Annotated in this window: 20 protein-coding genes and 5 tRNA genes; 19 read left to right on the top strand and 6 right to left on the bottom strand. The window is 60.4% G+C overall.

Going from position 1 to position 22217, the window contains the following annotated elements:
* From hslO to B5G43_RS11285, 6 genes are all read left to right on the top strand, one after another.
* On the top strand, window positions 1-879 hold the full coding sequence (gene hslO, locus B5G43_RS11310; RefSeq protein ID WP_087261397.1) for an Hsp33 family molecular chaperone HslO: 879 nt from the start codon (window positions 1-3) through the stop codon (window positions 877-879).
* A 152-nt stretch (window positions 880-1031) separates the two neighbouring features.
* Window positions 1032-1107, top strand: a tRNA-Val gene (locus B5G43_RS11305).
* A gap of 8 nt (window positions 1108-1115) precedes the next feature.
* A tRNA-Asp gene (locus B5G43_RS11300) sits at window positions 1116-1192 on the top strand.
* 3 nt (window positions 1193-1195) lie between these two features.
* Window positions 1196-1271: transfer RNA gene (locus B5G43_RS11295), tRNA-Phe, on the top strand.
* A 57-nt stretch (window positions 1272-1328) separates the two neighbouring features.
* A tRNA-Gly gene (locus B5G43_RS11290) sits at window positions 1329-1404 on the top strand.
* Between the two features lie 37 nt (window positions 1405-1441).
* Window positions 1442-1516 (top strand) — tRNA-Cys (locus B5G43_RS11285).
* A gap of 134 nt (window positions 1517-1650) precedes the next feature.
* On the opposite strand, the gene B5G43_RS11280 is transcribed toward B5G43_RS11285, so the two are convergent.
* Window positions 1651-2829: an IS3 family transposase gene (locus B5G43_RS11280; RefSeq protein WP_158097418.1), complete on the bottom strand. Its 1179-nt coding sequence runs from the start codon at window positions 2827-2829 to the stop codon at window positions 1651-1653.
* Window positions 2830-3173: 344 nt separating this feature from the next.
* Here B5G43_RS11280 and B5G43_RS17120 point away from each other — a divergent pair, with 344 nt between their 5' ends.
* Together B5G43_RS17120 and B5G43_RS17115 are read left to right on the top strand one after the other, a co-directional pair.
* On the top strand, window positions 3174-3641 hold the full coding sequence (locus B5G43_RS17120; protein ID WP_143382864.1) for a hypothetical protein: 468 nt from the start codon (window positions 3174-3176) through the stop codon (window positions 3639-3641).
* A complete protein-coding gene (locus B5G43_RS17115; RefSeq protein WP_143382863.1) occupies window positions 3638-4009 on the top strand; it encodes a hypothetical protein in 372 nt (123 codons plus the stop codon). Before B5G43_RS17120 ends, B5G43_RS17115 begins: the two co-directional genes overlap by 4 nt.
* A 298-nt stretch (window positions 4010-4307) precedes the next feature.
* Here the strand turns inward: B5G43_RS17115 and cysS are convergent, their stop codons facing one another.
* Both cysS and cysE read right to left on the bottom strand, forming a co-directional pair.
* Window positions 4308-5756: a cysteine--tRNA ligase gene (gene cysS, locus B5G43_RS11275; RefSeq protein WP_087261393.1), complete on the bottom strand. Its 1449-nt coding sequence runs from the start codon at window positions 5754-5756 to the stop codon at window positions 4308-4310.
* A gap of 30 nt (window positions 5757-5786) precedes the next feature.
* Complete coding sequence (cysE, locus tag B5G43_RS11270; protein WP_087261390.1) at window positions 5787-6437, bottom strand: serine O-acetyltransferase; 651 nt, start codon at window positions 6435-6437, stop codon at window positions 5787-5789.
* 394 nt (window positions 6438-6831) lie between these two features.
* On the opposite strand from cysE, the gene B5G43_RS11265 reads away from it, so the two are divergent.
* Entirely contained in the window at window positions 6832-7191 is a 360-nt protein-coding gene (locus B5G43_RS11265) for an arsenate reductase family protein (RefSeq protein ID WP_087261388.1), read from the top strand.
* A gap of 401 nt (window positions 7192-7592) precedes the next feature.
* Here the strand turns inward: B5G43_RS11265 and pyrB are convergent, their stop codons facing one another.
* Window positions 7593-8654, bottom strand: coding sequence for an aspartate carbamoyltransferase (pyrB, locus tag B5G43_RS11260; RefSeq protein ID WP_087261508.1), 1062 nt, complete (start codon window positions 8652-8654; stop codon window positions 7593-7595).
* A gap of 154 nt (window positions 8655-8808) precedes the next feature.
* On the bottom strand, window positions 8809-9021 hold the full coding sequence (locus tag B5G43_RS11255; RefSeq protein WP_087261386.1) for a hypothetical protein: 213 nt from the start codon (window positions 9019-9021) through the stop codon (window positions 8809-8811).
* A 121-nt stretch (window positions 9022-9142) separates the two neighbouring features.
* Here B5G43_RS11255 and B5G43_RS11250 point away from each other — a divergent pair, with 121 nt between their 5' ends.
* Both B5G43_RS11250 and B5G43_RS11245 read left to right on the top strand, forming a co-directional pair.
* On the top strand, window positions 9143-9658 hold the full coding sequence (locus B5G43_RS11250) for a gamma carbonic anhydrase family protein (protein ID WP_087261383.1): 516 nt from the start codon (window positions 9143-9145) through the stop codon (window positions 9656-9658).
* A 67-nt stretch (window positions 9659-9725) separates the two neighbouring features.
* Complete coding sequence (locus B5G43_RS11245; protein WP_087261505.1) at window positions 9726-9905, top strand: DUF1540 domain-containing protein; 180 nt, start codon at window positions 9726-9728, stop codon at window positions 9903-9905.
* Between the two features lie 278 nt (window positions 9906-10183).
* On the opposite strand, the gene B5G43_RS11240 is transcribed toward B5G43_RS11245, so the two are convergent.
* Window positions 10184-11635: a DUF6056 family protein gene (locus B5G43_RS11240; protein ID WP_087261381.1), complete on the bottom strand. Its 1452-nt coding sequence runs from the start codon at window positions 11633-11635 to the stop codon at window positions 10184-10186.
* A 137-nt stretch (window positions 11636-11772) separates the two neighbouring features.
* Between B5G43_RS11240 and B5G43_RS11235 the strand changes: the two genes are divergently transcribed.
* The 8 genes from B5G43_RS11235 to B5G43_RS11200 all read left to right on the top strand — a co-directional run bounded on the left by B5G43_RS11235 (window position 11773) and on the right by B5G43_RS11200 (window position 22145).
* The gene (locus B5G43_RS11235) at window positions 11773-13245 is read left to right on the top strand and encodes an S-layer homology domain-containing protein (protein WP_087261377.1); all 1473 of its coding nucleotides are present in this window, start codon (window positions 11773-11775) and stop codon (window positions 13243-13245) included.
* Between the two features lie 308 nt (window positions 13246-13553).
* Complete coding sequence (gene serC, locus B5G43_RS11230; protein ID WP_087261374.1) at window positions 13554-14639, top strand: 3-phosphoserine/phosphohydroxythreonine transaminase; 1086 nt, start codon at window positions 13554-13556, stop codon at window positions 14637-14639.
* Between the two features lie 17 nt (window positions 14640-14656).
* Window positions 14657-15829, top strand: coding sequence for a phosphoglycerate dehydrogenase (locus B5G43_RS11225; RefSeq protein WP_087261370.1), 1173 nt, complete (start codon window positions 14657-14659; stop codon window positions 15827-15829).
* 127 nt (window positions 15830-15956) lie between these two features.
* Window positions 15957-17504, top strand: a complete 1548-nt coding sequence (locus B5G43_RS11220; protein WP_087261367.1) for a glycosyl hydrolase family 18 protein — start codon at window positions 15957-15959, stop codon at window positions 17502-17504.
* Window positions 17505-17641: 137 nt separating this feature from the next.
* Entirely contained in the window at window positions 17642-17932 is a 291-nt protein-coding gene (locus tag B5G43_RS11215; protein WP_087261364.1) for a hypothetical protein, read from the top strand.
* An 85-nt stretch (window positions 17933-18017) separates the two neighbouring features.
* A complete protein-coding gene (locus B5G43_RS11210) occupies window positions 18018-18920 on the top strand; it encodes a C40 family peptidase (RefSeq protein WP_087261361.1) in 903 nt (300 codons plus the stop codon).
* A 180-nt stretch (window positions 18921-19100) separates the two neighbouring features.
* The gene (locus B5G43_RS11205; RefSeq protein WP_087261358.1) at window positions 19101-21014 is read left to right on the top strand and encodes a S41 family peptidase; all 1914 of its coding nucleotides are present in this window, start codon (window positions 19101-19103) and stop codon (window positions 21012-21014) included.
* A 123-nt stretch (window positions 21015-21137) separates the two neighbouring features.
* Window positions 21138-22145: a PepSY domain-containing protein gene (locus B5G43_RS11200; protein ID WP_158097417.1), complete on the top strand. Its 1008-nt coding sequence runs from the start codon at window positions 21138-21140 to the stop codon at window positions 22143-22145.
* Window positions 22146-22217 lie beyond the last annotated feature (72 nt).

The following is a 22217-nucleotide window of genomic DNA, read 5'->3' as shown; positions in this document are numbered from 1 at the left end:
ATGTCAGATCAGATCGTACGGGTGCTGGCCAAGGACGCGCCCATCAAGGCCAGCGCCATTTCCGCCAAAGACCTGGTGGAGCGGGCCCGGCAGATCCACAAGACCCTGCCGGTGGCCACCGCCGCCCTTGGCCGGGCTCTGCTGGGCTGCTCCATGCTGGGCAACCAGCTCAAGGAGGACAACGGCTCCGTCACCCTGCGGGTGAACGGCGGCGGCCCCCTGGGGTCCATCACCGCCGTCTCCGACAGCGCCGGCAACGTCCGGGGCTATGTGCAGAACGGGGACGTGGAGCTCATGGAGAAGCACCCCGGCAAGCTGGACGTGGGCCGGGCTGTGGGCACCGACGGCACCCTCACCGTCATCAAGGACATCGGCCTCAAGGAGCCCTATGTGGGCCAGGTGGAGCTCCTGTCCGGCGAGATCGCCGATGACCTGGCCTCCTACCTGGTGGAGAGCGAGCAGATCCCCTCGGCCTGCGCCCTGGGCGTGCTGGTGGACACCGACCAGAGCGTGATGTGCGCCGGCGGTTACCTCATCCAGCTGCTGCCCGGCGCCAGCGAGGAGGTCATCTCCAAGCTGGAGCAGCGGGTAGTCGAGATGGGCGCGGTGACCAAGGCCCTTCAGGAGGGGCTCACCGCCCTGGACCTGGTGAAGCGGGTGCTGTGCGACTTCGAGCTGGAGATCGTGGAGGAGTCGCCGGTGGAGTACCGCTGCTATTGCTCCAAGGACCGGGTGACCCGGGCCCTCATCAGCATGGGCAAGAAGGACCTGGGCGAGCTCATCGAGGATCAGGGCGAGGCCGAGCTGACCTGCCAGTTCTGTGACAAGGTGTATCACTACTCCAAGGAGGAGCTGGAGGACCTTTTGGCCCGGATGTAACGCACACGGGCCGCCGGAAAAAACTCGTCCGGCGGCCCGAAAAAAACTTCAAGAAAGAACTTGACTTTGGCCCCAGGCTTTGGTATAATACATTTCGCCGTGTGAGACACGACAGCGTGTGAAGAGCAGGAAGGTCTGACGAAGGCGAACAGGGGAGCATAGCTCAGCTGGGAGAGCGCATGCCTTACAAGCATGATGTCACAGGTTCGAGCCCTGTTGTTCCCACCATATCATATGGCGCGGTAGTTCAGTTGGTTAGAACGCCGGCCTGTCACGCCGGAGGTCGAGGGTTCAAGTCCCTTCCGCGTCGCCATATGCCTCTGTAGCTCAGTTGGTAGAGCAGGGGACTGAAAATCCCCGTGTCGCTGGTTCGATTCCGGCCGGAGGCACCAAATTCCCGGTGAGATACCGTGGGTATCTCACCGGGGCCCCAAGTGGGTACTGCGTATGCAGGTGTAGCTCATCTGGTAGAGCGCCACCTTGCCAAGGTGGAGGTAGCGAGTTCGAGCCTCGTCACCTGCTCCAAACAAATGAGGATGGGATGGCTTCCCGTCCTCCATATGGCGCCATAGCCAAGCGGTAAGGCAGAGCTCTGCAAAAGCTTTATTCCCCAGTTCGATTCTGGGTGGCGCCTCCAAATGAACGAGGTCCGCTTTTCGAACATTTTTATCGAAAAGCGGACCTCTCATTTTCGGAAAGCCTTGATACACAAGGCTTTCCTCTTTTTATGCTTTAGTTAGAGTTTTTCAAAAATCGCAAAATGCAGAAGTATTATTTTTGCGCTGTGTCGCTATTTGAACAGTCGTTTTCAATAGTACCGGCATAATACTTTTCTTCGAAAGCCTGTGGCGTCTGATATTTTAGCGTTTGGTGAGGACGAACCTCATTGTAGTATCGAACAAATTGCTCAACACTCTTGCAAAAACTTCGTTCTGAGGTATACTCTCTGCGGTATGCCTCTTCTTTTTTGAATGTGGCAAAAAAGGATTCAGCAACTGCATTGTCGTGAGGGCGGCCAGTGGCGGAAAAGGACTGTTTGACACCGTACTTTTGAAGAAGTTTTGTGAAAGCAGCAGATGTGTACTGCGTTCCACGATCACTATGGAATGTCAGATTTCTGGGTTTGCCGCGCTCCTGATAAGCATTTCGAAACGTGGTAGTAACTAAGTTTGTACTGGCATTACGCGATACTTTGTAGCCCACAATCTTTCGGGAATAGAGATCCAAAATCATACAGAAATATACCCAATAGTTGTTGACTTTAAAGTAAGTAATATCACTGACCCATATTTGGTTTGGATGCTCTGCAGTAAACTCTCTTTCGAGTAAATTGCGTTTTGCATATTGTTGCCGCTTTTTGTACTGCTTTTTTGCATCTGTACGGATACTTCGAAGATTCAACTCCTGCATGATTGCGGAGACTCGTTTCACACTGACCCGCACTCCATTTTGTGCTAAAACAGTTCTGATTTTCTCGGCACCAAATCGCTGCTGATTATCATCAAAAATCTGCTGCACTTTTAGCATCAGTTCTTGCTGCTCCTTTTCTCGTTTACTCCGGTCTGCACGACGGAAGATGTGATTATAGAAGGTCCCGCGTGCAACATCCAATGCTTCACACAACTCATAGACACTGTATGGATTGTTCTCTTGTTTGTAGATCCCTTCCAATGTGACTAACTTTTCCTGAAGTGGTACGCGGCTGAGGTAACCAGATGCTTTGATGATCTCCATTTCGTGCTCCAACTTTGTTAAGCGTCTTGTGACAGCATCAAACTCTGCTGGAGTATAGGTACGGTTAGGTGTTTGGATAGAACAGTACTGCTTGCGCCATTGGTAGATCGTGCTTTGTGAAACGCCTAATTCCTGACTCAGTATTTTGATTGATACCCCCTTTTCGTAGCGTTGAATGGTTTTCTTTTTGAATTCTGCTGAGTATTTGGTTGACATACCTTCATCTCCTTTTTGGTGATGAAAATATTTTACTGCACATTCCATATTTACGCTGCATTACTGCAATGAACAGTATCATTAACTCTACTGATATTTATAAAATAATGGGAAGAATTTATCAGCATGATACTTGGAAAGTTATTTTAGGCTTATGATAATTTGTCTTTTTGTGGAGATCCTTATGTTATCTGCGTATAATAGTTTAGAGAAGTCTCTATCCAAAAGGAAAAATAATTTAAAATATTATTGTAGTCTTTGAGAAAATATGCCAAATAGTAATTGCAGTCTGTTTGAATTTGGAGTAAAATATAATTATAGAAAAGAGAGAAAGAGTGTTTGCTTTGGCTAAGTGCTCGTATGATGCGTGCCAGTTGCCAGATAATAATTATCGGTTTATTTGGCAGGGCATCTATGTCATTGTAGGAATATTCGTGTTGCTCAGCAACCCGCAAAATTTTACATATTTCCAGACAATGCTTTTTATTGCTCCAGTATTGATTGATATTGTGTGTTCTGGTCCTACTAATAAAGTTGCTCGCATAGTCCGTTGGGTAATCGGATCAGTTGATGTCATAATAATGATTATCTGTTTTTTGGGACTTGGAGGAATAGTAACTCAAGACTCAAACAGTTATTTTATTGTTGAATCAATGATGTTATTTGGCGGGTTTAAAATCTCAAAAGTCCTAATTGCAATACTTCTTATTGTAAATCTTCTGATTCCGGTCGCGTATTATACGTGTTCTCCATGCAAACAGTCTGCAAGAATTAAAGCCGCTGTTGTTAATGGTCGGGAGGTAAAGCAGTGAGTTGGATAATAGTTATACTTGGGATAATAGCATCTGTTTATATTGGTACAGTAATTGGTATTTATTCTTTGTGCGTAGAAACGCCTCAGTTGTGTAAAGCAAAAAAATATGTAGTTTATATTCCAGGATTTACAGTTCTCTGTATAATTTGTGGTCTTCTTAGCGGAGATAGAGAGGATAGACAGATTATAAGAAGATTTCTTTGCACTCCTCATAAATGTATTATTGTTCTTGGCTTTTTTGCGGGAGTAATTGCTGAAGAGAAGGTCAAACAGCCCAAGAAAAGGCCACAAAAAAAAGTAGTATTTGATGGTGTAGCAAATCAGTTACAAAATATTTTTCGGGATGTTAGACCATTTTATTATTAATGAAGTTCATCCTCACTGTATGGAACATGAATATTAAAAGGTAACTGAACCGTGGCATCTATAGTTTACGGACAAGACAAAAAACAACCACACCATTCGGTGTGGTTGTTTTTTTAGAATCCTGGGATCTTTCAAATGCTCGGGGCAAATGAATTGCCCCACCGTGTGGGGCCCCAGGTTCCGGACATTATATATAAAAACTGGCCCGGCATCCCTGTGGACGCCAGGCCAGTGCTGTTTTTTCGTTAGAGAAGATGAAAATTTCTTTTGCCTACTTTTCTTTATAAAGAAAAGTAGGTTATACGCGCTTCCACACCGCGCCGCCGGGCACGTCGGTGAGCTCGATGCCCATGCCCTTGAGCTGGTCGCGGATGGCGTCGGCCTCGGCCCAGTTCTTGGCCTTCTTGGCCTCGTAGCGGCGGAGGACCAGCTCGTCGATGGCGCTGTCGCCCTCGCCGGTGATGGTGTAGCCGCCGGCGCTCTCGGTCTTGGCCTGGGCGGCGGCCTGCTTGCGCAGCTCCTCCGCCTTCTTGAGCAGGTCCAGGCTCAGCACCTGGTCGAAGTCAGCCAGGATAGCCAGGCGGGTGGCGTCGTTGGTCTTGGCCTTCAGCGCGTCGTAGAGCGCGGTGACGCCCATAGAGGTGTTCAGGTCGTTGCCCACCTGGTCCAGGAACTTCTGGCGGTACTCGGCCACCACGGCCTCGTCCACCTCGCCGTCCTCCGGCTTCAGGGCGGCCACGCGCTTGAGGAGCTTGTTGTAGGTGACCTTGGCGTTGTCCAGGTTCTCCCAGGAGAACACCAGACCCTTGCGGTAGTGGCTCTGGAGGCAGAAGAGGCGGTAGACCAGGGGATCGTAGCCCTTTTCCTCCAGCAGGGAGACCGTCAGGAACTCGCCCTTGGACTTGCTCATCTTGCCGGAGTTGGTGTTCAGGTGGTGGACATGGAACCACTGGGGGCACCAGGGATGGCCCAGGAAGCTCTCGCTCTGGGCGATCTCGTTGGTGTGGTGAGGGAAGGCGTTGTCGATGCCGCCGCAGTGGAGGTCCAGATACTCGCCGTTGTACTTCATGGAGATGCCGGAGCACTCAATGTGCCACCCGGGATAGCCCACGCCCCAGGGGGAGTCCCATTTGAGGGCCTGGTCCTCAAACTTGCTCTTGGTGAACCACAGGACGAAGTCGGCCTTGTTGCGCTTGTTCTGGTCCTCCTCCACGCTGTCCCGGACGCCCACGGCCAGGTCCTCCTCGTCGTGGTCGTTAAAGACGTAGTAGCGATCCAGCTTGGAGGTGTCAAAGTACACGTTGCCGCCCGCCAGATAGGCGTAGCCCTTGTCCAGGAGGGTGGAGACGATCTGGATATACTCGTCGATGCAGCCGGTAGCGGGCTGGACCACGTCGGGACGCTTGATGTTCAGCTTCTCGCAGTCGGAGAAGAAGGCGTCGGTGTAGTACTGGGCGATCTCCATGACGGTCTTGTGCTCCCGCTTGGCGCCCTTGAGCATCTTGTCCTCGCCGGTGTCGGCGTCGCTGGCCAGGTGGCCCACGTCGGTGATGTTCATGACCCGGTTCACATCATAGCCGGAGTAGCGCAGGAACTTCTCCAGCACGTCCTCCATGATGTAGGAGCGCAGGTTTCCGATGTGGGCGAAGTGGTACACGGTGGGGCCGCAGGTGTACATCTCCACATGGCCGGGGGTGTGGGTCTGGAATTCGTCCTTGCGGCGGGTGAGAGAGTTGTAAAGTTTCATGTTCCATATCCTTTCTCGCTCCTGGGAGCGTTATGCGTTGCTTCTGCGGGACTCCTCGTCCATCAGCTTTTCCAAAAACTCCAGCCGGGAGGAGAGGGCCTGCAATTCCTTCTGGACGGGGTCGGTGACGTGGATCTGGTCCACGGTAGTGGCATAGTCCACCTTTTCGCCGGCGATGCGCACCACCCGGGCGGGCACGCCCACGGCGGTGGCGTTGGGGGGGATCTCCTTCAGCACCACCGCGTTGGCGGCGATGCGGGCGCCGTCCCCCACCTTGAAGGGGCCCAGCACCTTGGCGCCGGTGGACACCATCACGTTGTTCCCCAGGGTGGGGTGGCGCTTGCCTTGGTCCTTGCCGGTGCCGCCCAGGGTGACGCCGTGGTAGATGAGGCAGTCGTCGCCCACCTCAGCGGTCTCGCCGATGACGATGCCCATACCGTGGTCGATGACGAAGCGGCGGCCGATCTTGGCGCCGGGGTGGATCTCGATGCCGGTCCAGAAGCGGCTCCACTGGGAGACCAGCCGGGCCAGGAATTTCAGATTGTGACAGTAGAGGAAATGGGCGATGCGGTGGTAGATGGTGGCGTGTACGCCGGGGTAGAGCAGGAAGATCTCCAGCTTGCTCCGGGCCGCCGGGTCGCGGGCCTGATAGGCCGCCAAAGTCTCGCCTAAACGAGTCATGGAATTGCTCCCCTCCCTCAGAAAAATAAAAACGCCCCTTATGCCCCAAAGGCACAAGAGGCGGCTTTTCAGTCGCGGTCCCACTCTTGCATTCACTCACAGCCGGTCCAGCAACCGGCCCGGCCGGTAACGGCGGCCTGCCGGGGGCCATTACGCCCCGCGCTCCCGGGCGCACTTCACATCCTCCGCCGTAGGCGCGCTTTCAGCCTGAACACGCCCTCTCTGTCCGTCCGGGTGAGATGCTACTTTTCCCGTTCCTCACGCTCTCATTGACCATTATATTACCATGCCCTCTCCGGGGTGTCAAGTGCTTCCAGGGGCTTGTCAGACTGGGGAGTTTCCGGTACAGTATAGAAAAAGGCCCAGAAGGGGCCGAACATACAGGAGGCAAACCATGATTTTTCTTTGTTATCCCAAGTGCAGCACCTGCAAGAAGGCCCAGGCCTGGCTGGACGACCACGGAATTTCCTACGACCTGCGGGACATCAAGGAGCAGAATCCCTCTCTGGAGGAGCTGAAGGAGTGGCACGGCCGCAGCGGTCTGCCCCTCAAGCGCTTTTTCAACACCAGCGGCCTGCAGTACCGCGCCCTGGAGCTGAAGGACAAGCTGCCCGGCATGAGCGAGGAGGAGCGGTTCGCGCTCCTGGCCACCGACGGGATGCTGGTCAAGCGCCCCATGCTGATCGCCGACGGCTTCGTGCTGGTGGGCTTCAAGGCCGCCGATTGGGCCGCCGCGCTGGGTGTGGAGGAGTAAAGCGGACACTCACTTCCGGGAGGCCCGGAGAGTTTGCGCTCGCCGCGCGGGCGTCCTGCGCGGACAGCGCCCCATTTCTTTTTGCGAAAAGAAATGGGGGAAAGAAAAAGCGGAGAGGGGAACTTCTCGTTCCCCTCTCCACTCCCCTCCAAAAGGGCGGCCTTTTTAGGGGCCGCCCAAATTGCCGGGGTACAACAGCTGATTCATAGGCACCGGGCCTGATTTTTGTTCCGCCGGGGTAAGGAAATCCCTCCGCAGTGGAAGATAAGCCGGGGTGCGCCTTGGGGGAGTGCAGAGGGGGGTATCCCACCTCTGCGCTTTCTTTCCCACCGCTTTCTTTGCAAAGAAAGCGGTGCTCCCGCCGAGCAGGCGGCCTGTGCGGCGAGCACAGGTCCAGCTTCTTACTTCTGCAACGCCGCGTCGCAGTAGGCGCAGCACTCCACGCCGCCGTTCATCTTGGTCAGCGGGGGCAGGTAGTGGTCGGTCTGGGTGATGCACCGGGGGTTGGAGCACACGGGCGTGGTGCCGATCTCCACCGGATCGGGCTTCATGCGGGGCTGGTTGGCCAGGTCCGAGAGGATGGCCATACGGGAGAACATGCCGTACCGGGCCTGCTGGAAGTAGGCCGCACGGGGATCATCGTCCACGTCCAGGGCGATCTCGTCCACGCGGGGCAGGGGGTGCATGACCAGCATGTTCTTGCGGGCCCGTTCCAGCTTGCGGCGGGTGAGGACATAGATGCCCTTGTTGCGCTCGTACTCCAGGGGGTCCACGAAGCGCTCACGCTGGATACGGGTCATGTAGAGCACGTCCAGCTGGGGAATGACGTTCTCCAGACCGGTGACCTCCACGCTCCACAGGCCCTTCTCCTTCATAAAGGAGCGGATATAGTCGGGCACCGCCAGCTCACGGGGGGAGATGAGGTAGAACTTGACGTTGTCGAACTTGGCCAGAGCCTTGATGAGGGAGTGGACGGTGCGGCCGTTCTTCAGGTCGCCGCACAGGCCGATGGAAATGCCGTCCACGCCGCCCAGCATCCGGGTGATGGTGGTCAGGTCGGTGGTGGTCTGGGTGGGGTGCATGTGGCCGCCGTCACCGGCGTTGATCACCGGCACGTCGGAGTAGAGAGAGGCGGCCTTGGCGGCGCCCTCGCGGGGGTTACGCATGATGACCACATCGGCATAGCCGGAGACCATCTTGATGGTGTCCTTCAGACACTCGCCCTTGGCCACCGAGGAGGAGTTGGGGTCGGCAAAGCCGAACACCGTGCCGCCTACCCGCAGCATGGCGGTCTGGAAAGAAAAGTTCGTACGGGTAGAGGGCTCAAAAAACAGGGTGGAGGCCACGCGTCCCTTGCACGCGTCCATAAAATCGGCGGGGTGGTCAATAATAGCACTGGTACGCTGATACAGTGCTTCCCACTCCGCCCGAGACAGATCTCCAAAATCGATCAGATGCCGCATGCCCATCTTCTCCATTCCTTGTGATATTTTTTTCAAATTATCTTACCACATTTCCTGGGCGGCGACAAGGACAACTTCTTATCTTTTATGGGTTCTTTTTGCCAAATCTGCCCCGCAGTCCCGGCGTACCTTCGGGCAGGGTAGACAGAGGCCCTCAGACCCGGCGCAATTCCTCCAGCGCCTCGTCCAGCTTCCGGCGGGGGAGCCAGGCCGACGCGGCGGCCAGAAGCTGCTCCAGCGTGACGGTGCGGGCGGCTCCGGTCATGGGGTGGCGCAGGGCGGCGGGAAAGCGCTTTTGCAGCACCGCGCGGGAGCGGGGGTCGTCCAGCAGTTCCCCCACGGTGATCTTGCCGTTTTTCAGATTCAAAACGATCGCCTCCATTTGGTCAGGATAGACCAGTGTATGCGGTCCCGCAGCCGGATTTGACGGCGGCAGGCCGGGGGCGGTATAATGGAGAAAATTTTTCTGTATTTAAGGAGGGACCGGTATGCTTCAGACCTTCCGGGGGCACGCGCCGATGCTGCACCCCGACGCCCGGGCGGCGGAGAGCGCCGTGCTGGTGGGCGCGGTGACGGTGGAGGAGAAGGCCAATATCTGGTACGGCGCCGTGCTGCGGGGCGACTGCTCCACCATCCGGATTGGGGCGGGCTCCAACATCCAGGACAACGCCGTGCTCCACTGCGACGAGGGCTTTCCCCTGGACGTGGGGAGTGATGTGACCGTGGGCCACGCCGCCGTGCTCCACGGCTGCACCGTGGGAGACGGCACCACCGTGGGCATGGGGGCCATTCTGCTCAACGGCTGCGTGATCGGAAAAAACTGCCTCATCGCCGCTGGAGCCCTGGTGACCCAGAACGCCGTCATCCCCGACGGCAGCCTGGTCATGGGCTCCCCGGCCAAGGTGAAGCGCCCGCTGACCCCGGAGGAGCTGGAGGGCCTGCGCCACGGGGCGGAGGAATATCGGGCCCTGGCGGAAGAATTGTTGCCCCGGGCGGGGAAGTAGGTATATTCCCCGGTGGGAGGGGACATACTGGGACTATCACCGGAAAAGGAGGACTGTTCCCATGAACATGAATCAGAACCCCAACCACAGCATCAAGTGCTCGGTCACCAACTGCTCCCACCACTGCGCCCAGGACTACTGCACCCTGAACGAGATCAAGGTGGGCTGCTGCGAGAGCAACACCAAGTCCTGCGCCGGCACCCAGTGCGCTTCCTTCCAGCTGGGCGCCAGCGGCTGCAAGAACTGACCGCAATCGGCTGAAAACACGCGCCGCGGCTTATGCCGCGGCGCGTGTTTTTTGTATTTTGGCGGTACGGATGAATACGGCCTGTTTCGCCGGAAAATCGCCCTGTCCGCCGGGCGAATGTGGGCGAGAAAAGGGGAAGAAACACAGGATTTGGTGGTTGGTATCTGGGTGCACGCAAGATGTGGAAAAGTCGGTGGACAATGTGGATAAGTGGAAAACCGGACGGTGCCAAGGCACCGTTCGGTTTTGATTACCATCTGTTTTCAAGTTTTACGCGCTCAGGACTTCAGAGCCACCGAGTGCTTGCCGTAAAAGACGGCCATGGTGTTGTTGTGCCAGTCGGAGGGATTGGCGGTGATGTCCCCAAGATAGAGGAGCGCCGGTCGGTGTTCCAGGGGTTCAAAGCGGGGATCGGTGACCTCCGGGTCCAGCAGAGCGGGGATGCGCGCGTCCCGCTCTTGGGCGTAGGCCACGGCGGAGCCGTCGGCGAGGGCGGCGGAGCAGCGCACTGCGGTGAGCTCCGGCCAGTAGTGGGGCAGCCACCCCAGCAGGACCACCGCCAGCAGAGCCAGCCAGGCCGCCTTGATCCGCGCCGGGGCCCGTCCGGCGGGAAGGTGGTCCTTCACCCAGGGCAGTACCGCCCGGCGGACCCAGCCCAGCCAGTAAAATTCGTTGATCAGGATGAGCCAGTAGTGGGAGAAGTAGATGATGTTGCGCAGCCGCTCCGGCCCGGGGATGGACTCGGCGTAGAAGTGGGGGGTGTTCTGGGCGGCGAAGAGGAGGAAGGTGAAGAGTGTGAAGAGGACCGGCAGGGGGAAACGGCGCTCCCGCAGCCCGGTGAGCTTCCACAGCAGGGGGATGAGGGCCAGGAAGCACACCAGCGTCAGCCAGTTGGGCCAGTCCAGACAGTCCTCCCAGGCCTGGGCGATGGACGCGCCGATGGCCTCGAAGGGGGGCATACCGGTCTCATAGCCCTGGCGGACCTGATTGCCGGGGGCCAGGATGCTGACCGCGAAGGGGACGGCCAGCGCCAGAAAGAGGGCCAGCGCCGGGCACAGCCGCTCCCGCCGGAGGAAGAGGGCATAGCACAGGGTGAGCCCCGCCAGCAGGGTCGCCAGAAGGGCGGAGACATAGTTGCTCCCGCCCAGAAAGATCCCCAAAAGCACGCCCGGGAGCCAGATCCCCACCCGGCCGGGGCGCTCCTCCAGCAGCAGGCGGACCAGACAGTCCACATACAGAAGGAACATTCCATAAGTGAAGGTGTAGTAGACCGCCCCGTTCCACCAGAAAAAGCTGTGGAGGGGGGCTTTCAGGCACTGGATGGAGGGGAGCAGCAGCGCCGTGGCCACCACCAGACCCTGCCGCCCCGTCCCGCCGGCCAGACGGCGGCAGAGGGTGTGGGACAGGCGCAGGGTGCCCCCCACCAGGGACAGGAGCATCACCACCGGCGTGAGCCAGTAGGCCTGCTCGGACCAGATGCAGGGGGTGAGGGACATGAGGGCCAGGGCGGAAAAGGTGCCCTGCCAGGAGTCATAGTACCCGGTGGCGGTGTGCCAGATGGCCCGGAGGAAGCCGCGGCCGTTCTGGAGGGCCTGATGGGTGAAGATACCGTAGCCGTAGTCGTCGGCGGCGGCCCGGGCGTAGCGGCCCAGGGAGAGGATGGGGATGAGGGACAGCAGCAGCAGCGCCGCCAGCAGCCACGGCCACCAGCGGCGGAGTTTTTCGCGCATGATGGGAGCCTCCTTGTGAGAAGCGCCGTATGCAAACCGGGGATGCACGGAGCTTAAAAAAATTAGCAAGATTTAATGCTATTGTAGCAGAAACATGGTATACTTTTCAAGTTGCGAGAGAAAGGAGCGCGATACCCATGAAGCATTTCAAAGCAGTCCTGACGGGGGCGGCGCTGCTGGCCGTCCTGACCGTGCCTGCTGCCGCGGCGGGTCACTACCCCGACCTGAACCAGGCCCACTGGGCCTTTGACGACATGGACCGGGCCAGCAACCTGGGCATTCTCTCCGGCCTGCCGGACGGGCGGATGGACCCCAGCGGCACCCTGACCTGGGGCCAGTACCTGACCATGCTGGGCCGTACCTTCTACCGCGCGGACTACGAGGCCGCCCCGGCGGGGGAGAACTGGGACCACCGGGGCTACTACGCGGCGCTGGACACCGGCCTTCTGCGGGAGGACGATGTGCTCCCGGTGAGCCTGGACACCCTGAGCGCGCCCATCAACCGCCAGGAGGCCGCCGAGCTCCTCTACCGCCTCATGCCCGAGGATGCCGACAGCAGCAGCTCCGGCAGCGGCTGGTGGTGGGGCTGGGAAGAGCGGGACGCCCAGAAGGATCTGAGCGACTGGGACTCCATCCCCGAGGCCTATCAGGACGCGGTGGAAGCCCTCTATGAGGCCCGCATCATCAACGGAACCAGCGACGGCACCTTTGCCGGAGAAAAGACCCTGGCCCGGGCCGACGGCACCGTGCTGCTGATGGGGCTGCTGGAGACGGTGGACAACCAGCACTACGGTGAGGAAGTGACCGTCCTCGTCCACCCGGTGGACACCAACGGCGCCGCCATCCAGCCCGCCTACACCGCCACGGTGCATGTGGGGGACCGCTACACCGCGCTGGAGGACCCCTACGGCTATGATTTCAGCGACGACTATATGTATTCCTTCAGCACCGTCTCCACCGAGGTGACCGTGTGCTACCGCAAGCTCACCGCGGCCGAGCTGGCCATGGAGGATGCCGAGCGGAAACTGGGCAGCGGCGAGATGACCATCGAGGAGTTCTACGCCCAGGATTTCTGGCTGAAATTCCAGGGCGAGAACAGCCGGAAGTATCAGCTTCTCTTCGGTGACACCTCCATCCGCCGTTTCCCCGACCAGGCCACCGCCCAGGCCAACATGACCACTGTCACTGTGCCGGTGTGGAAGCTCTCGGGCGGCAAGAAGGTCTCCTCCACCATGAGCTTCTCCGTCCACGCCGCCATCGCTGAGGACGTGAAGGCCATCTTTACCGAGATCTACAACGACCCCGAGCAGTTCCCCATCCATGATCTGGGCGGCTACTCCTGGCGGGACGACACCGCCACCGGCGAGCACAACTGCGGCACCGCCATCGACATCAATTCCAATGAGAACTACCAGGTCCGGGACGGACAGGCCTTGGCGGGTTCCCTCTGGCAGCCGGGCGTGAACCCCTACTCCATCACCCCCGGCGGCTCGGTGGTGCGGATCTTTGCCGAGCACGGCTGGAGCTGGGGCGGCGACGCCTGGGCCTATGACAGCGACGCCTCCAGCGGCTACCACGACTACATGCACTTCTCCTACATGGGGATGTAAGTTCACAACCTTCCGGCGGGCCGGCCCCCAATTGGGGCCGGTCCGTTTTTGTTGGAACCGGGCGGGCCCCTGCGGCATAGAACGGAGATACAGACCGCCACTGGAAAGAGTGCACAGAATCCGAGCCGGAGCGGCCTGATTTTTTAGATATAATTTCAAGGCGAATTGGTGGAAAAACAGGGGGATCCTGGAGATTTCGCCTTGATTTTAGCGCATTAAATTGATATAATACGTATCAACCTCCATGGACGTCTGTCCGGGAGGAGAGAACGGGGCAGATCTGCCCAGCCGATGAAAGGGGTATCCAAATGGAAAACCAACGCATTTTCAATTTTTCCGCCGGCCCCTCCATGCTTCCGCTGGAGGTGCTCACCCGTGCCGGGGCCGAAATCACCAACTATGGCGGTTCCGGTATGTCCGTCATGGAGATGAGTCACCGTTCAAAGGCGTTCGACCGCATCTTCCAGGACACCAAGGCCAAGCTGCGCACCCTGCTGCAGGTGCCCGACAGCCATGAGATCCTGTTCCTCCAGGGCGGCGCGTCCACCCAGTTCTCCATGGTGCCGCTGAACCTGATGGGCCGCACCGGGAAGGCCGACTACGCCGTGACCGGCAACTTCGCCAAGATCGCCGCCAAGGAGGCCGGAAAGTACGGCACGGTCCATCTGGCCGCCGACACCTCCGACTGCAACCACACCCGTATCCCCGGCCAGGGGGAGCTGAAGCTGGACCGGGAGGCCTCCTATTTCTACTACTGCGCCAACAACACCATCTTCGGCACCGAGTGGAAGTACGTCCCCGAGACCGGTGACGTGCCCCTGGTGTGCGATATGTCCTCCGATATCCTCTCCCAGCCGGTGGACGTGAGCAAGTACGGCATCATCTTCGCCGGAGCCCAGAAGAACATGGCCCCCGCTGGACTCACCGTGGTCCTCATCCGGAAGGACCTGGCGGGTCAGGAGATGCCCATCACCCCGCTGATGCTCTCCTACGACACCATGATCAAGAAGGACTCCATGTACAACACGCCCCCCTGCTGGTGCATCTACATGCTGGGCCTGGTGCTGGACTGGGTCCAGGAGCAGGGCGGCCTCGCCGGCATGGTGGAGCTCAAAAAGACCCGCGCCGGTATGCTCTACGACGTGCTGGATGATTCCAGGATGTTCCACTGCCCGGTGGAGAAGGAGGCCCGCTCCGACATGAATGTGGTCTTCCGCACCGGCAGCGACGAGCTGGACGCCGCCTTCGTGAAGGCCAGCACCGAGGCCGGGTTCTCCAACCTGAAGGGCCACCGGCTGGTGGGCGGCATGCGCGCGTCCATCTACAACGCCATGCCCGTGGAGGGCGTGGAGAAGCTGTGCGACTTCATCCGCGCCTTTGAGCGCAGCCACTGAGAGGGAGGAACCGCGACATGTATAACATTCAGACGATGAATCAGATCGACCCCGCCGGTGTGGAAGTGCTCACCGACGCGGGCTTTCAGGTGAGCGCTGAGGTGACCGATCCCGACGGCATTCTGGTCCGCTCGGCCTCCCTCCACGAGATGGAGTTCAACCCCTCCCTCCGGGCCATCGCCCGGGCGGGCGCGGGCACCAACAACATCCCCCTGGACCGCTGCGCCCAGGCGGGCATCGTGGTCTTTAACAGCCCCGGCGCCAACGCCAACGCCGTGAAGGAGCTGACCCTGGCCGCCCTGCTGATGGCCTCCCGCGATCTGGTGGGGGGCGCGGCCTGGGTGCGGGAGCAGTTCCAGGCCGGAGCCGACCTCTCCGCCGTGGTGGAGAAGGGCAAGGCGGCCTTCGTCGGGCCGGAGATCACGGGCAAGACCCTGGGCGTGGTGGGCCTGGGCGCCATCGGCGTGCTGGTGGCCAACGCGGCCCTGTCCCTGGGCATGGAGGTCTACGGCTACGACCCCTATCTGTCGGTGCAGACCGCCCTGCGGCTGGACCGGCATGTCCACTGCGTGCAGGACTGCGACGAGCTGTGGCGCCGGGCCGACTATGTGACCCTCCACCTGCCCTATATGGACGCCACCAAGCACACCGTCAACGAGCGGGTGCTGGAGCTGTGCAAGCCCGGCATGCGCCTGGTGAACCTGGCCCGGGGCGGCCTGGTGGATGACACGGCCATGATCGCCGCCCTCCAGAGCGGCAAGGTGGCCCGTTACGTCACCGACTTCCCCAACAACCAGATCGTCCAGGCCCCCAATGTGGTGGCCCTGCCCCATCTGGGGGCCTCCACCCCGGAGAGCGAGCGCAACTGCGCCGTTATGGCCGCCAAGGAGCTGCGGGAGTACCTGGAAAACGGCAACATCCAGAACTCGGTGAACTTCCCCAACGTCTCCATGGAGCGGGGGGGCCTGCCCCGGGTGTGCGCGCTGCACCGCAACATCCCCAACATGCTCCTCAAGTTGACCACCGTCCTGTCCGGGGCGGGGTTCAACATCGAGCACATGACCAACAAGGCCCGGGGCGAATACGCCTACACCATGGTGGACCTGAACGCCCCCGTGCAGGAGGACAGCCTGAACGCCCTGCGGGCGGTGGAGGGCGTGTTCCGCGTCCGCCTCATCCAGGGCCGCTGAGACATCCGAATCTTTTCGAGAACGCCGGTTGGAACTTCCAGCTGGCGTTCCTTCTATTTCCATAGCTTTTTTTGGACCTTTTTGGTACAATGGGCGGCAATTGAACGAGAAAGGCAGGAACACAACCATGCGAATACGAACCCGGGGCGCGGCTGCGCTCCTGATGCTGGCGCTGCTGGCCGCACTCTTGCCCATCCGCCCGGATGCGGCCGGGCGCTCCTTCCGGGTGGTGGGCTACTACCCCTACTGGGAGCCGAACAAGGTGGACCGGATCCAGTACGACGTCCTCACCCACATCAACTACGCCTTTGCCATCCCCACCAAGGACGGAGGGCTGCTCCCCCTGGAGGGGCAGAGCCTGGCCCGGCGCATCCTAAAAGAGGCCCACGCCAATGGCGTGCAGGTGCTCCTGGCGGTGGGCGGCTGGAGCTACCAGAATATCCCCCTCAACGACACCTTCATTTCTGCCACCGCCACGGCGGAGAAGCGGACCCGCTTTGTGAAGGCCATCGTGGCCATGTGCGAGGAGTACGGCTTTGACGGAGTGGACATGGACTGGGAGTACCCCCGGATCTCTGACGGTACATACCGGCAGTACGAGGCCTTCATGCTGGAGCTGGCCGACGCCCTCCACAGCCGGGGGCTGCTCCTGACTGCGGCGGTCCCCGCCGGGGTATCCCCCCAGGGCACCCCCTACCGGGACAGCATGGGCCAGACCGACGCGGTGCTGAACGCGGTGGACTGGATCAACGTCATGGCCTACGAGGGCGGGAACGGCGCTCAGCACTCCACCTACGACTTCGCCGTCTATGCCGCCGAGTACTGGACCGGACAGCGGGGCCTCCACGGGGACAAGGTGGTGCTGGGCGTGCCCTTCTACGGCCGGGACCGGTATGTGCCCTACGGGGACCTGCTGGCGGCGGTGCCCAATGCCTGGGAGCGGGACAGCGTGACCTACCAGGGCAGCACAGTTTGGTATAACGGCATCCCTACCATCACCGCCAAGACCAATTACGCCCTGGAGAAGCTGGGGGGCGTGATGATCTGGGAGCTGAGCCAGGACACGACAAACCGGCCGTACAGCCTCCTGAGCGCCATTGGCCGCACCGTGGCGGCGCAGCGGCCCTTCACCGACATCCCCGCCGGGAGCTGGTACGAGGCGGAGGTGTACGCCGCCTATGACGCCGGGCTCATGCAGGGGGTGGGGGGCACGTCCTTTGCCCCCCAGCGCATCCTGACCCTGTGGGAGGGAGTGGCCCTGGCCGCCCGGGTCCACCGCATCCACGCCGCCGGGAGCGACGACCTGAAGGCGGGGTCGCCGTGGTATCAAACTTATGTCAACTATGCGCTGGAGCACGGCATCCTGGATGTTGCTCCCACAGCCGCCCAGGGAAGCGCGGTGCTGACCCGGGGCGGGTTTGCTGCGCTCCTGGCCCGGGCGTTGCCGGAAGAGGCGCTGGAGTCGGTCAACGACGTGAAATCCATCCCCGATGTGCCCACAACGCACCCCCAGGCGGAGGCCATTTACCGCCTGGTCCGGGCGGGCGTGATGGTGGGCACCGACCCCTCCGGCACCTTCCGGCCGGAAAACTCCCTCACCCGGGCCGAGGCCGCCGCCGTGGTGCTGCGCATGACCGATCCCCAGCGCCGGGTGGTGCTGGAAGTGGAAAAGTAACAAAAAAGTACCTCTCTGGTCCTGGAAAGCGTTAACTTAACATAATAGTGACATAATTGCAATTGGTGTTTGACAACCTGGAAACAATGTGTTACAATTTGGTTACAGTTTTTAATCCGATTTTCAGGAGGTACGCAATGGCAGGCGAAAAATTACCGCTGGTCTACAAGGGACATCCCCTGCGCAGAAAAGACAACCTCATCTATTACGGCAGCATGGCCGATAAGTATATCATCATGATCCAGGTGATGAGCACCCGCAAGGTCAAGGATCTGGATGTGGCCAATAAGGTCCTGGTCCAGCTCCAGCTCACCGATCCCGACCTGAAGAGCCGGGACCGCGTGGTCAAGAAGAGCGAAAAGGACAGCCTCTACGCCGCCATGGACGTGGCGGCCGTCTGGCTGGATCGGGCTCTGGCCGGCAAGTAAGGCCAGACCCCACGGATACACGTAAGAAAACGCCAACGGCCGCTGTCGGGGCGGCCCTGACTCAAGAATGGGAGGTCACATACCAATGAGAAGTTCCAAGGCCCTGCGCATGCTGCTCCTCACCGCCGCCGTCTCCGGACTGTGTATGGCCAGCGCCGCCGCCGCCAGCATCGGTGTCGGCACCGTTGATACCAGCGCTCTGCGTCTGCGGGAGTCGGCCAGCACCGATTCCACCATCCTGGCCACCGTTTCCGAGGGTGAGAACGTCATCGTTCTGGCCGACGCCGGCAACAACTGGTACAAGGTAGACTATCAGTCGGTGGAGGGCTACATGTCCGGTGAGTATCTGACCGTCGCCACTCAGGGCGATGCCGCCATCGGCTATGGTCAGGTCAGCGCCGGCGGTTCGACTCTGAACATGCGCAGCGGCCCGGGCACCGGTTACGCCAAGGTCGCCACTCTGGCGGACGGCGCCACCTTCCAGATCACCGGCGTGTACGGCAGCTGGTACAAGATCTCCTACAACGGCCAGACCGGCTATGTCAGCAGCGAGTATGTGGACACCGTCAAGTCTATGACCTCCCGCGGCGATTCCACCACCACCACTTCCAGCTCCAGCATCGGGGAGCAGATCGTGGCCTATGCCAAGCAGTTCCTGGGCACCCCCTATGTCTACGGCGGCAACGGCCCCAACTGCTTTGACTGCTCCGGCTTCACCAAGTATGTGTACGCCCACTTCGGCGTGACCCTGAACCGCACCGCCACCGACCAGCTGGCCAACGGCACCGCCGTCTCCAAGAGCCAGCTGCAGCCCGGCGACCTGGTGTTCTTCCGCGCCAACACCACCAAGCCGGTGTCCCACGTGGGCATCTACATTGGCGGCGGCCAGTTCATCCACGCCTCCACCAATACATATTCCGTGCAGATCGACAACCTGGACTCCGGCTATTACAGCCGCGTCTATGTCTACGGCCGTCACATCATGTGATCCCATCCCATAACCCGACAAAAAAACCGGGCTGTTCTCGAAGGAGAACAGCCCGGTTTTTTTCTTGCCCCGGCGCCGCCCAAAAAGAAACAATCTGGTGACAAAACCAAAATGGGGATTGTGCGGTCCTCCAATCTGTTGTAGAATTGGACCGTTAACATAATAAGGAGGCGATACTCCATGAAAAAAATCCTTCTCCGCCGACTGAGCGCGGCGGTTCTGGCTGTTACGATGCTCGCCCTGCCCGCCCAGGCTCTGACGGTGGAACAGGCCGGGGAGCTGCTGGAGCAGTATTACATCGATCCGGTGTCTCCGGAGGTGCTCAATCAGACCACCATTGAGGCCATGCTGGAGGCGCTGGGCGACCCCTACACCCAGTATTTCACCGCCGAAGAATACGCGGAATTCCTGGCCTCCATGGAGGACGGCAACATCGTGGGCATCGGCATCACCGGCACCGCCTGCGAGGAGGGCCTTCGGATCAGCGTGATCCTGGAGGACTCCCCGGCCCAGGCCGCGGGGCTCCAGGCGGGAGACATCCTGACCCAGGTGGACGGCCACAAGGTGGCCGGGGAGGCGCTGGAGACCGTCACCGGCTGGATCCAGGGCGAGGAGGGCACCCAGGTGACTGTGCGCTATCTCCGGGACGGCGCGGAGCATGAGCTGACCCTGACCCGGGCGGCCATCGTCATCCCCGCCACCACCACCGACCTGCTGGACGGCCACATCGGCTACATCACCTGCACCACCTTCGGCAGCGACACCGCCGGACATATGGAGGAGGGCATCACCACCTACGGCAGCCAGGTGGACCACTGGATCGTGGACCTGCGGGGCAACGGCGGCGGTCTCACCCAGGCGGCGGTGGACAGCGTGGGCCTCTTCGCCGGAGCGGGCACCGTGGGATACCTGCGGGACGGACAGGGCAAGTACTACGCCTTCGCCAGTGAGGGCGGGGCCAAGACCATCGAGCCGGTGATCGTCCTCTCCGACCCCTACACCGCCAGCTCCTCGGAGCTCTTTTCCAAGGCGGTGGGAGATCTGGGCTGCGGTATCGTCATCGGTGAACGCACCTACGGCAAGGGTGTGGCCCAGACCCTGATGGACGAGACCAATTTCCCCGACCTCTTCCCCGACGGCAGCGCCATGAAGATCACCACCTACCGCTTCTTCTCCAACAAGGGCGCCACCAACGACGTGGTGGGCGTGATCCCCGACCTGCTGGTCCCCGCCGGGCTGGCCGATGACGTGGCCTATCTGCTCTCGGCCAGCAGCCCCACCTCGGACACCACCGGGTATTACCGGGTGGATCTGGAGTGGCGCTGGTACATCGACAAGGATCTGGCCTCCCAGCCGGAGTGGGCCGACGCCATGGCGGCCCTGCTGGAGGCCCTGCCCCCCACCACCAAGGTGTGGGAGGGCACCGGCGGCTCCAGCGGCTGGCAGAGCACCAGCGTGGAGAAGATCACCCAGGACACCGGCGTCACGGTGACCGACCGCTCCTTCACCGACACGGAGGACAGCCCCTACGCCCAGGCCATCGATCTGCTGGCCACCTATGACATCCTCTCCGGCACCGGCAACGGGGCCTTTGAGCCCGAGGGCGCCCTGACCCGGGCCCAGCTCTGTGCTCTGCTGGCCCAGGCCCTCAACTGCACCGTCCCCAGCGGGGAGAGCGCCTTCTCCGACGTGTCCATGGACAGCTGGTACGGCCCCGCCGTCAACGCCCTGGCCAAGATGGGACTGGTGTCCGGCGTGGGCGACGGCACCTTCCGCCCTGACGACCCGGTGAACCACGAGCAGTTCATCTCCATTCTGGGGCGGCTGGCCCAGTATCTGAACATCAATTTCTATGAGGACGCCAAGGCCATGCCGGCTGACGCCACCAAGGTGGTGTCCCTGCTGGACTACTCCGCCTGGGCCCGGGACGAGGTGTGGCTGCTGGCCCTGAGCCAGCAGGGGTACTTTGGCAACACCATCAGCCTCCTGTGGGACGACCTGGAGAACATCGAGCCCCAGGGGACCACCACCCGGGAGGAGGCCGCGGCCCTGCTCTATCAGGTGCTGGTCTACACCGACGTATTCCCCGTCTGAAAAAATAAAAAAATTTTTTTAAAATCCCTGCGATAAAATCGACCCCTCCTTCGTTATCTGGGTGAAAGGACAAAAAAGACCCGGCAGCACGCCGGGATGTCAACTCAGAAAGGATGGATCGAGATGAAATACAATTGGAATTGGAAGCGTACCCTGATGGCGGTTGGTCTGGTGGGCACTCTGGTGGTGGGCGTTGCCGCTGCCGACGCGGTGCGGCGCAACGTCACCGCGGAGATCCGCCCCGACATCACCGTGAAGGTCAACGGCGATGAGCAGAACCTGAAGGACGGCAACGGCAACGCCGTCTACCCCATCATCTACAACGGCTCCACCTACCTGCCCATTCGGGCGGTGGGCCAGCTGGCCGGCATGACGGTGGACTGGGACGACGACACCCAGACCGTCATCCTCAACGACGACGGCAGCAGCACCTCCGGCGGTACCTCCACCGGTACCTACATCGGCAAGGAGCGGGCCAAGGAGATCGCCCTGGACCACGCGGGCCTGAGCTACTCCAACGTCACCTTCTTCCGGGTGGAGCTGGACTGGGATGACGGCAAGCCCGAGTACGAGGTGGAGTTCTACTCCGGCAACAAGGAGTACGACTACGACATCGACGCCTACACCGGCACCATCCGCAGCGTGGACTACGACGTGGAGAACTACACCATCCCCAGCAGCTCCACCAAGGACATCGGCGCGGAGGCCGCCAAGTCCGCCGCCCTCAAGCACGCCGGCGTCAGCGCCTCCAACGCCACCTTCGTGAAGGTGGAGCGGGACTGGGACGACGGCCGCCTGGTGTACGAGGTGGAGTTCTACTCCGGCAACAAGGAGTACGACTACGAGATCGCCGCCGACGACGGCACCGTCCTGGACTACGACTACGACGCAGAGCACTACGCGCCCTCTTCCTCCACCGGTACTGCCATGAGCGTGGACGAGGCCAAGGCCATCGCCCTCAAGCACGCCGGCGTCAGCGCCTCCAGCGCCACCTTCCAGAAGGCGGAGCTGGACCGCGATGACGGCCGCCTGGAGTATGAGCTGGAGTTCCGCAGCGGCGGCGTGGAGTACGAGTACAAGCTGGACGCGGTGAACGGTACCATCCTGGAGGCGGAGCGGGATCACGACTGAGATTGAATCCGTCGGCTCTTTCTGCTATACTGAACCCGTGTGCAACCGGCGCGGGGGCGGCGATGCCGCCCC

Origin of the sequence: Flavonifractor sp. An92, from assembly GCF_002159175.1 — a bacterium.
Lineage (GTDB): Bacteria > Bacillota > Clostridia > Oscillospirales > Oscillospiraceae > Pseudoflavonifractor_A.
The sequence above is the reverse complement of the archived record's forward strand: the minus strand, read 5'-3'. Positions and strand labels throughout refer to the sequence as shown.

Coding starts and splice junctions, on each gene's coding strand:
- B5G43_RS11245 (WP_087261505.1), top strand. CDS start 9,726: ATGAATCAGAACCCCAACCACAGCATCAAGTGCTCGGTCACCAACTGC.
- B5G43_RS11225 (WP_087261370.1), top strand. CDS start 14,657: ATGTATAACATTCAGACGATGAATCAGATCGACCCCGCCGGTGTGGAA.
- B5G43_RS11200 (WP_158097417.1), top strand. CDS start 21,138: ATGAAATACAATTGGAATTGGAAGCGTACCCTGATGGCGGTTGGTCTG.
- cysS (WP_087261393.1), bottom strand. CDS start 5,756: ATGAAACTTTACAACTCTCTCACCCGCCGCAAGGACGAATTCCAGACC.
- B5G43_RS11265 (WP_087261388.1), top strand. CDS start 6,832: ATGATTTTTCTTTGTTATCCCAAGTGCAGCACCTGCAAGAAGGCCCAG.
- hslO (WP_087261397.1), top strand. CDS start 1: ATGTCAGATCAGATCGTACGGGTGCTGGCCAAGGACGCGCCCATCAAG.
- cysE (WP_087261390.1), bottom strand. CDS start 6,437: ATGACTCGTTTAGGCGAGACTTTGGCGGCCTATCAGGCCCGCGACCCG.
- B5G43_RS11250 (WP_087261383.1), top strand. CDS start 9,143: ATGCTTCAGACCTTCCGGGGGCACGCGCCGATGCTGCACCCCGACGCC.
- B5G43_RS11205 (WP_087261358.1), top strand. CDS start 19,101: ATGAAAAAAATCCTTCTCCGCCGACTGAGCGCGGCGGTTCTGGCTGTT.
- serC (WP_087261374.1), top strand. CDS start 13,554: ATGGAAAACCAACGCATTTTCAATTTTTCCGCCGGCCCCTCCATGCTT.
- B5G43_RS11215 (WP_087261364.1), top strand. CDS start 17,642: ATGGCAGGCGAAAAATTACCGCTGGTCTACAAGGGACATCCCCTGCGC.
- B5G43_RS11210 (WP_087261361.1), top strand. CDS start 18,018: ATGAGAAGTTCCAAGGCCCTGCGCATGCTGCTCCTCACCGCCGCCGTC.
- B5G43_RS11220 (WP_087261367.1), top strand. CDS start 15,957: ATGCGAATACGAACCCGGGGCGCGGCTGCGCTCCTGATGCTGGCGCTG.
- B5G43_RS11280 (WP_158097418.1), bottom strand. CDS start 2,829: ATGTCAACCAAATACTCAGCAGAATTCAAAAAGAAAACCATTCAACGC.
- pyrB (WP_087261508.1), bottom strand. CDS start 8,654: ATGCGGCATCTGATCGATTTTGGAGATCTGTCTCGGGCGGAGTGGGAA.
- B5G43_RS11240 (WP_087261381.1), bottom strand. CDS start 11,635: ATGCGCGAAAAACTCCGCCGCTGGTGGCCGTGGCTGCTGGCGGCGCTG.
- B5G43_RS11235 (WP_087261377.1), top strand. CDS start 11,773: ATGAAGCATTTCAAAGCAGTCCTGACGGGGGCGGCGCTGCTGGCCGTC.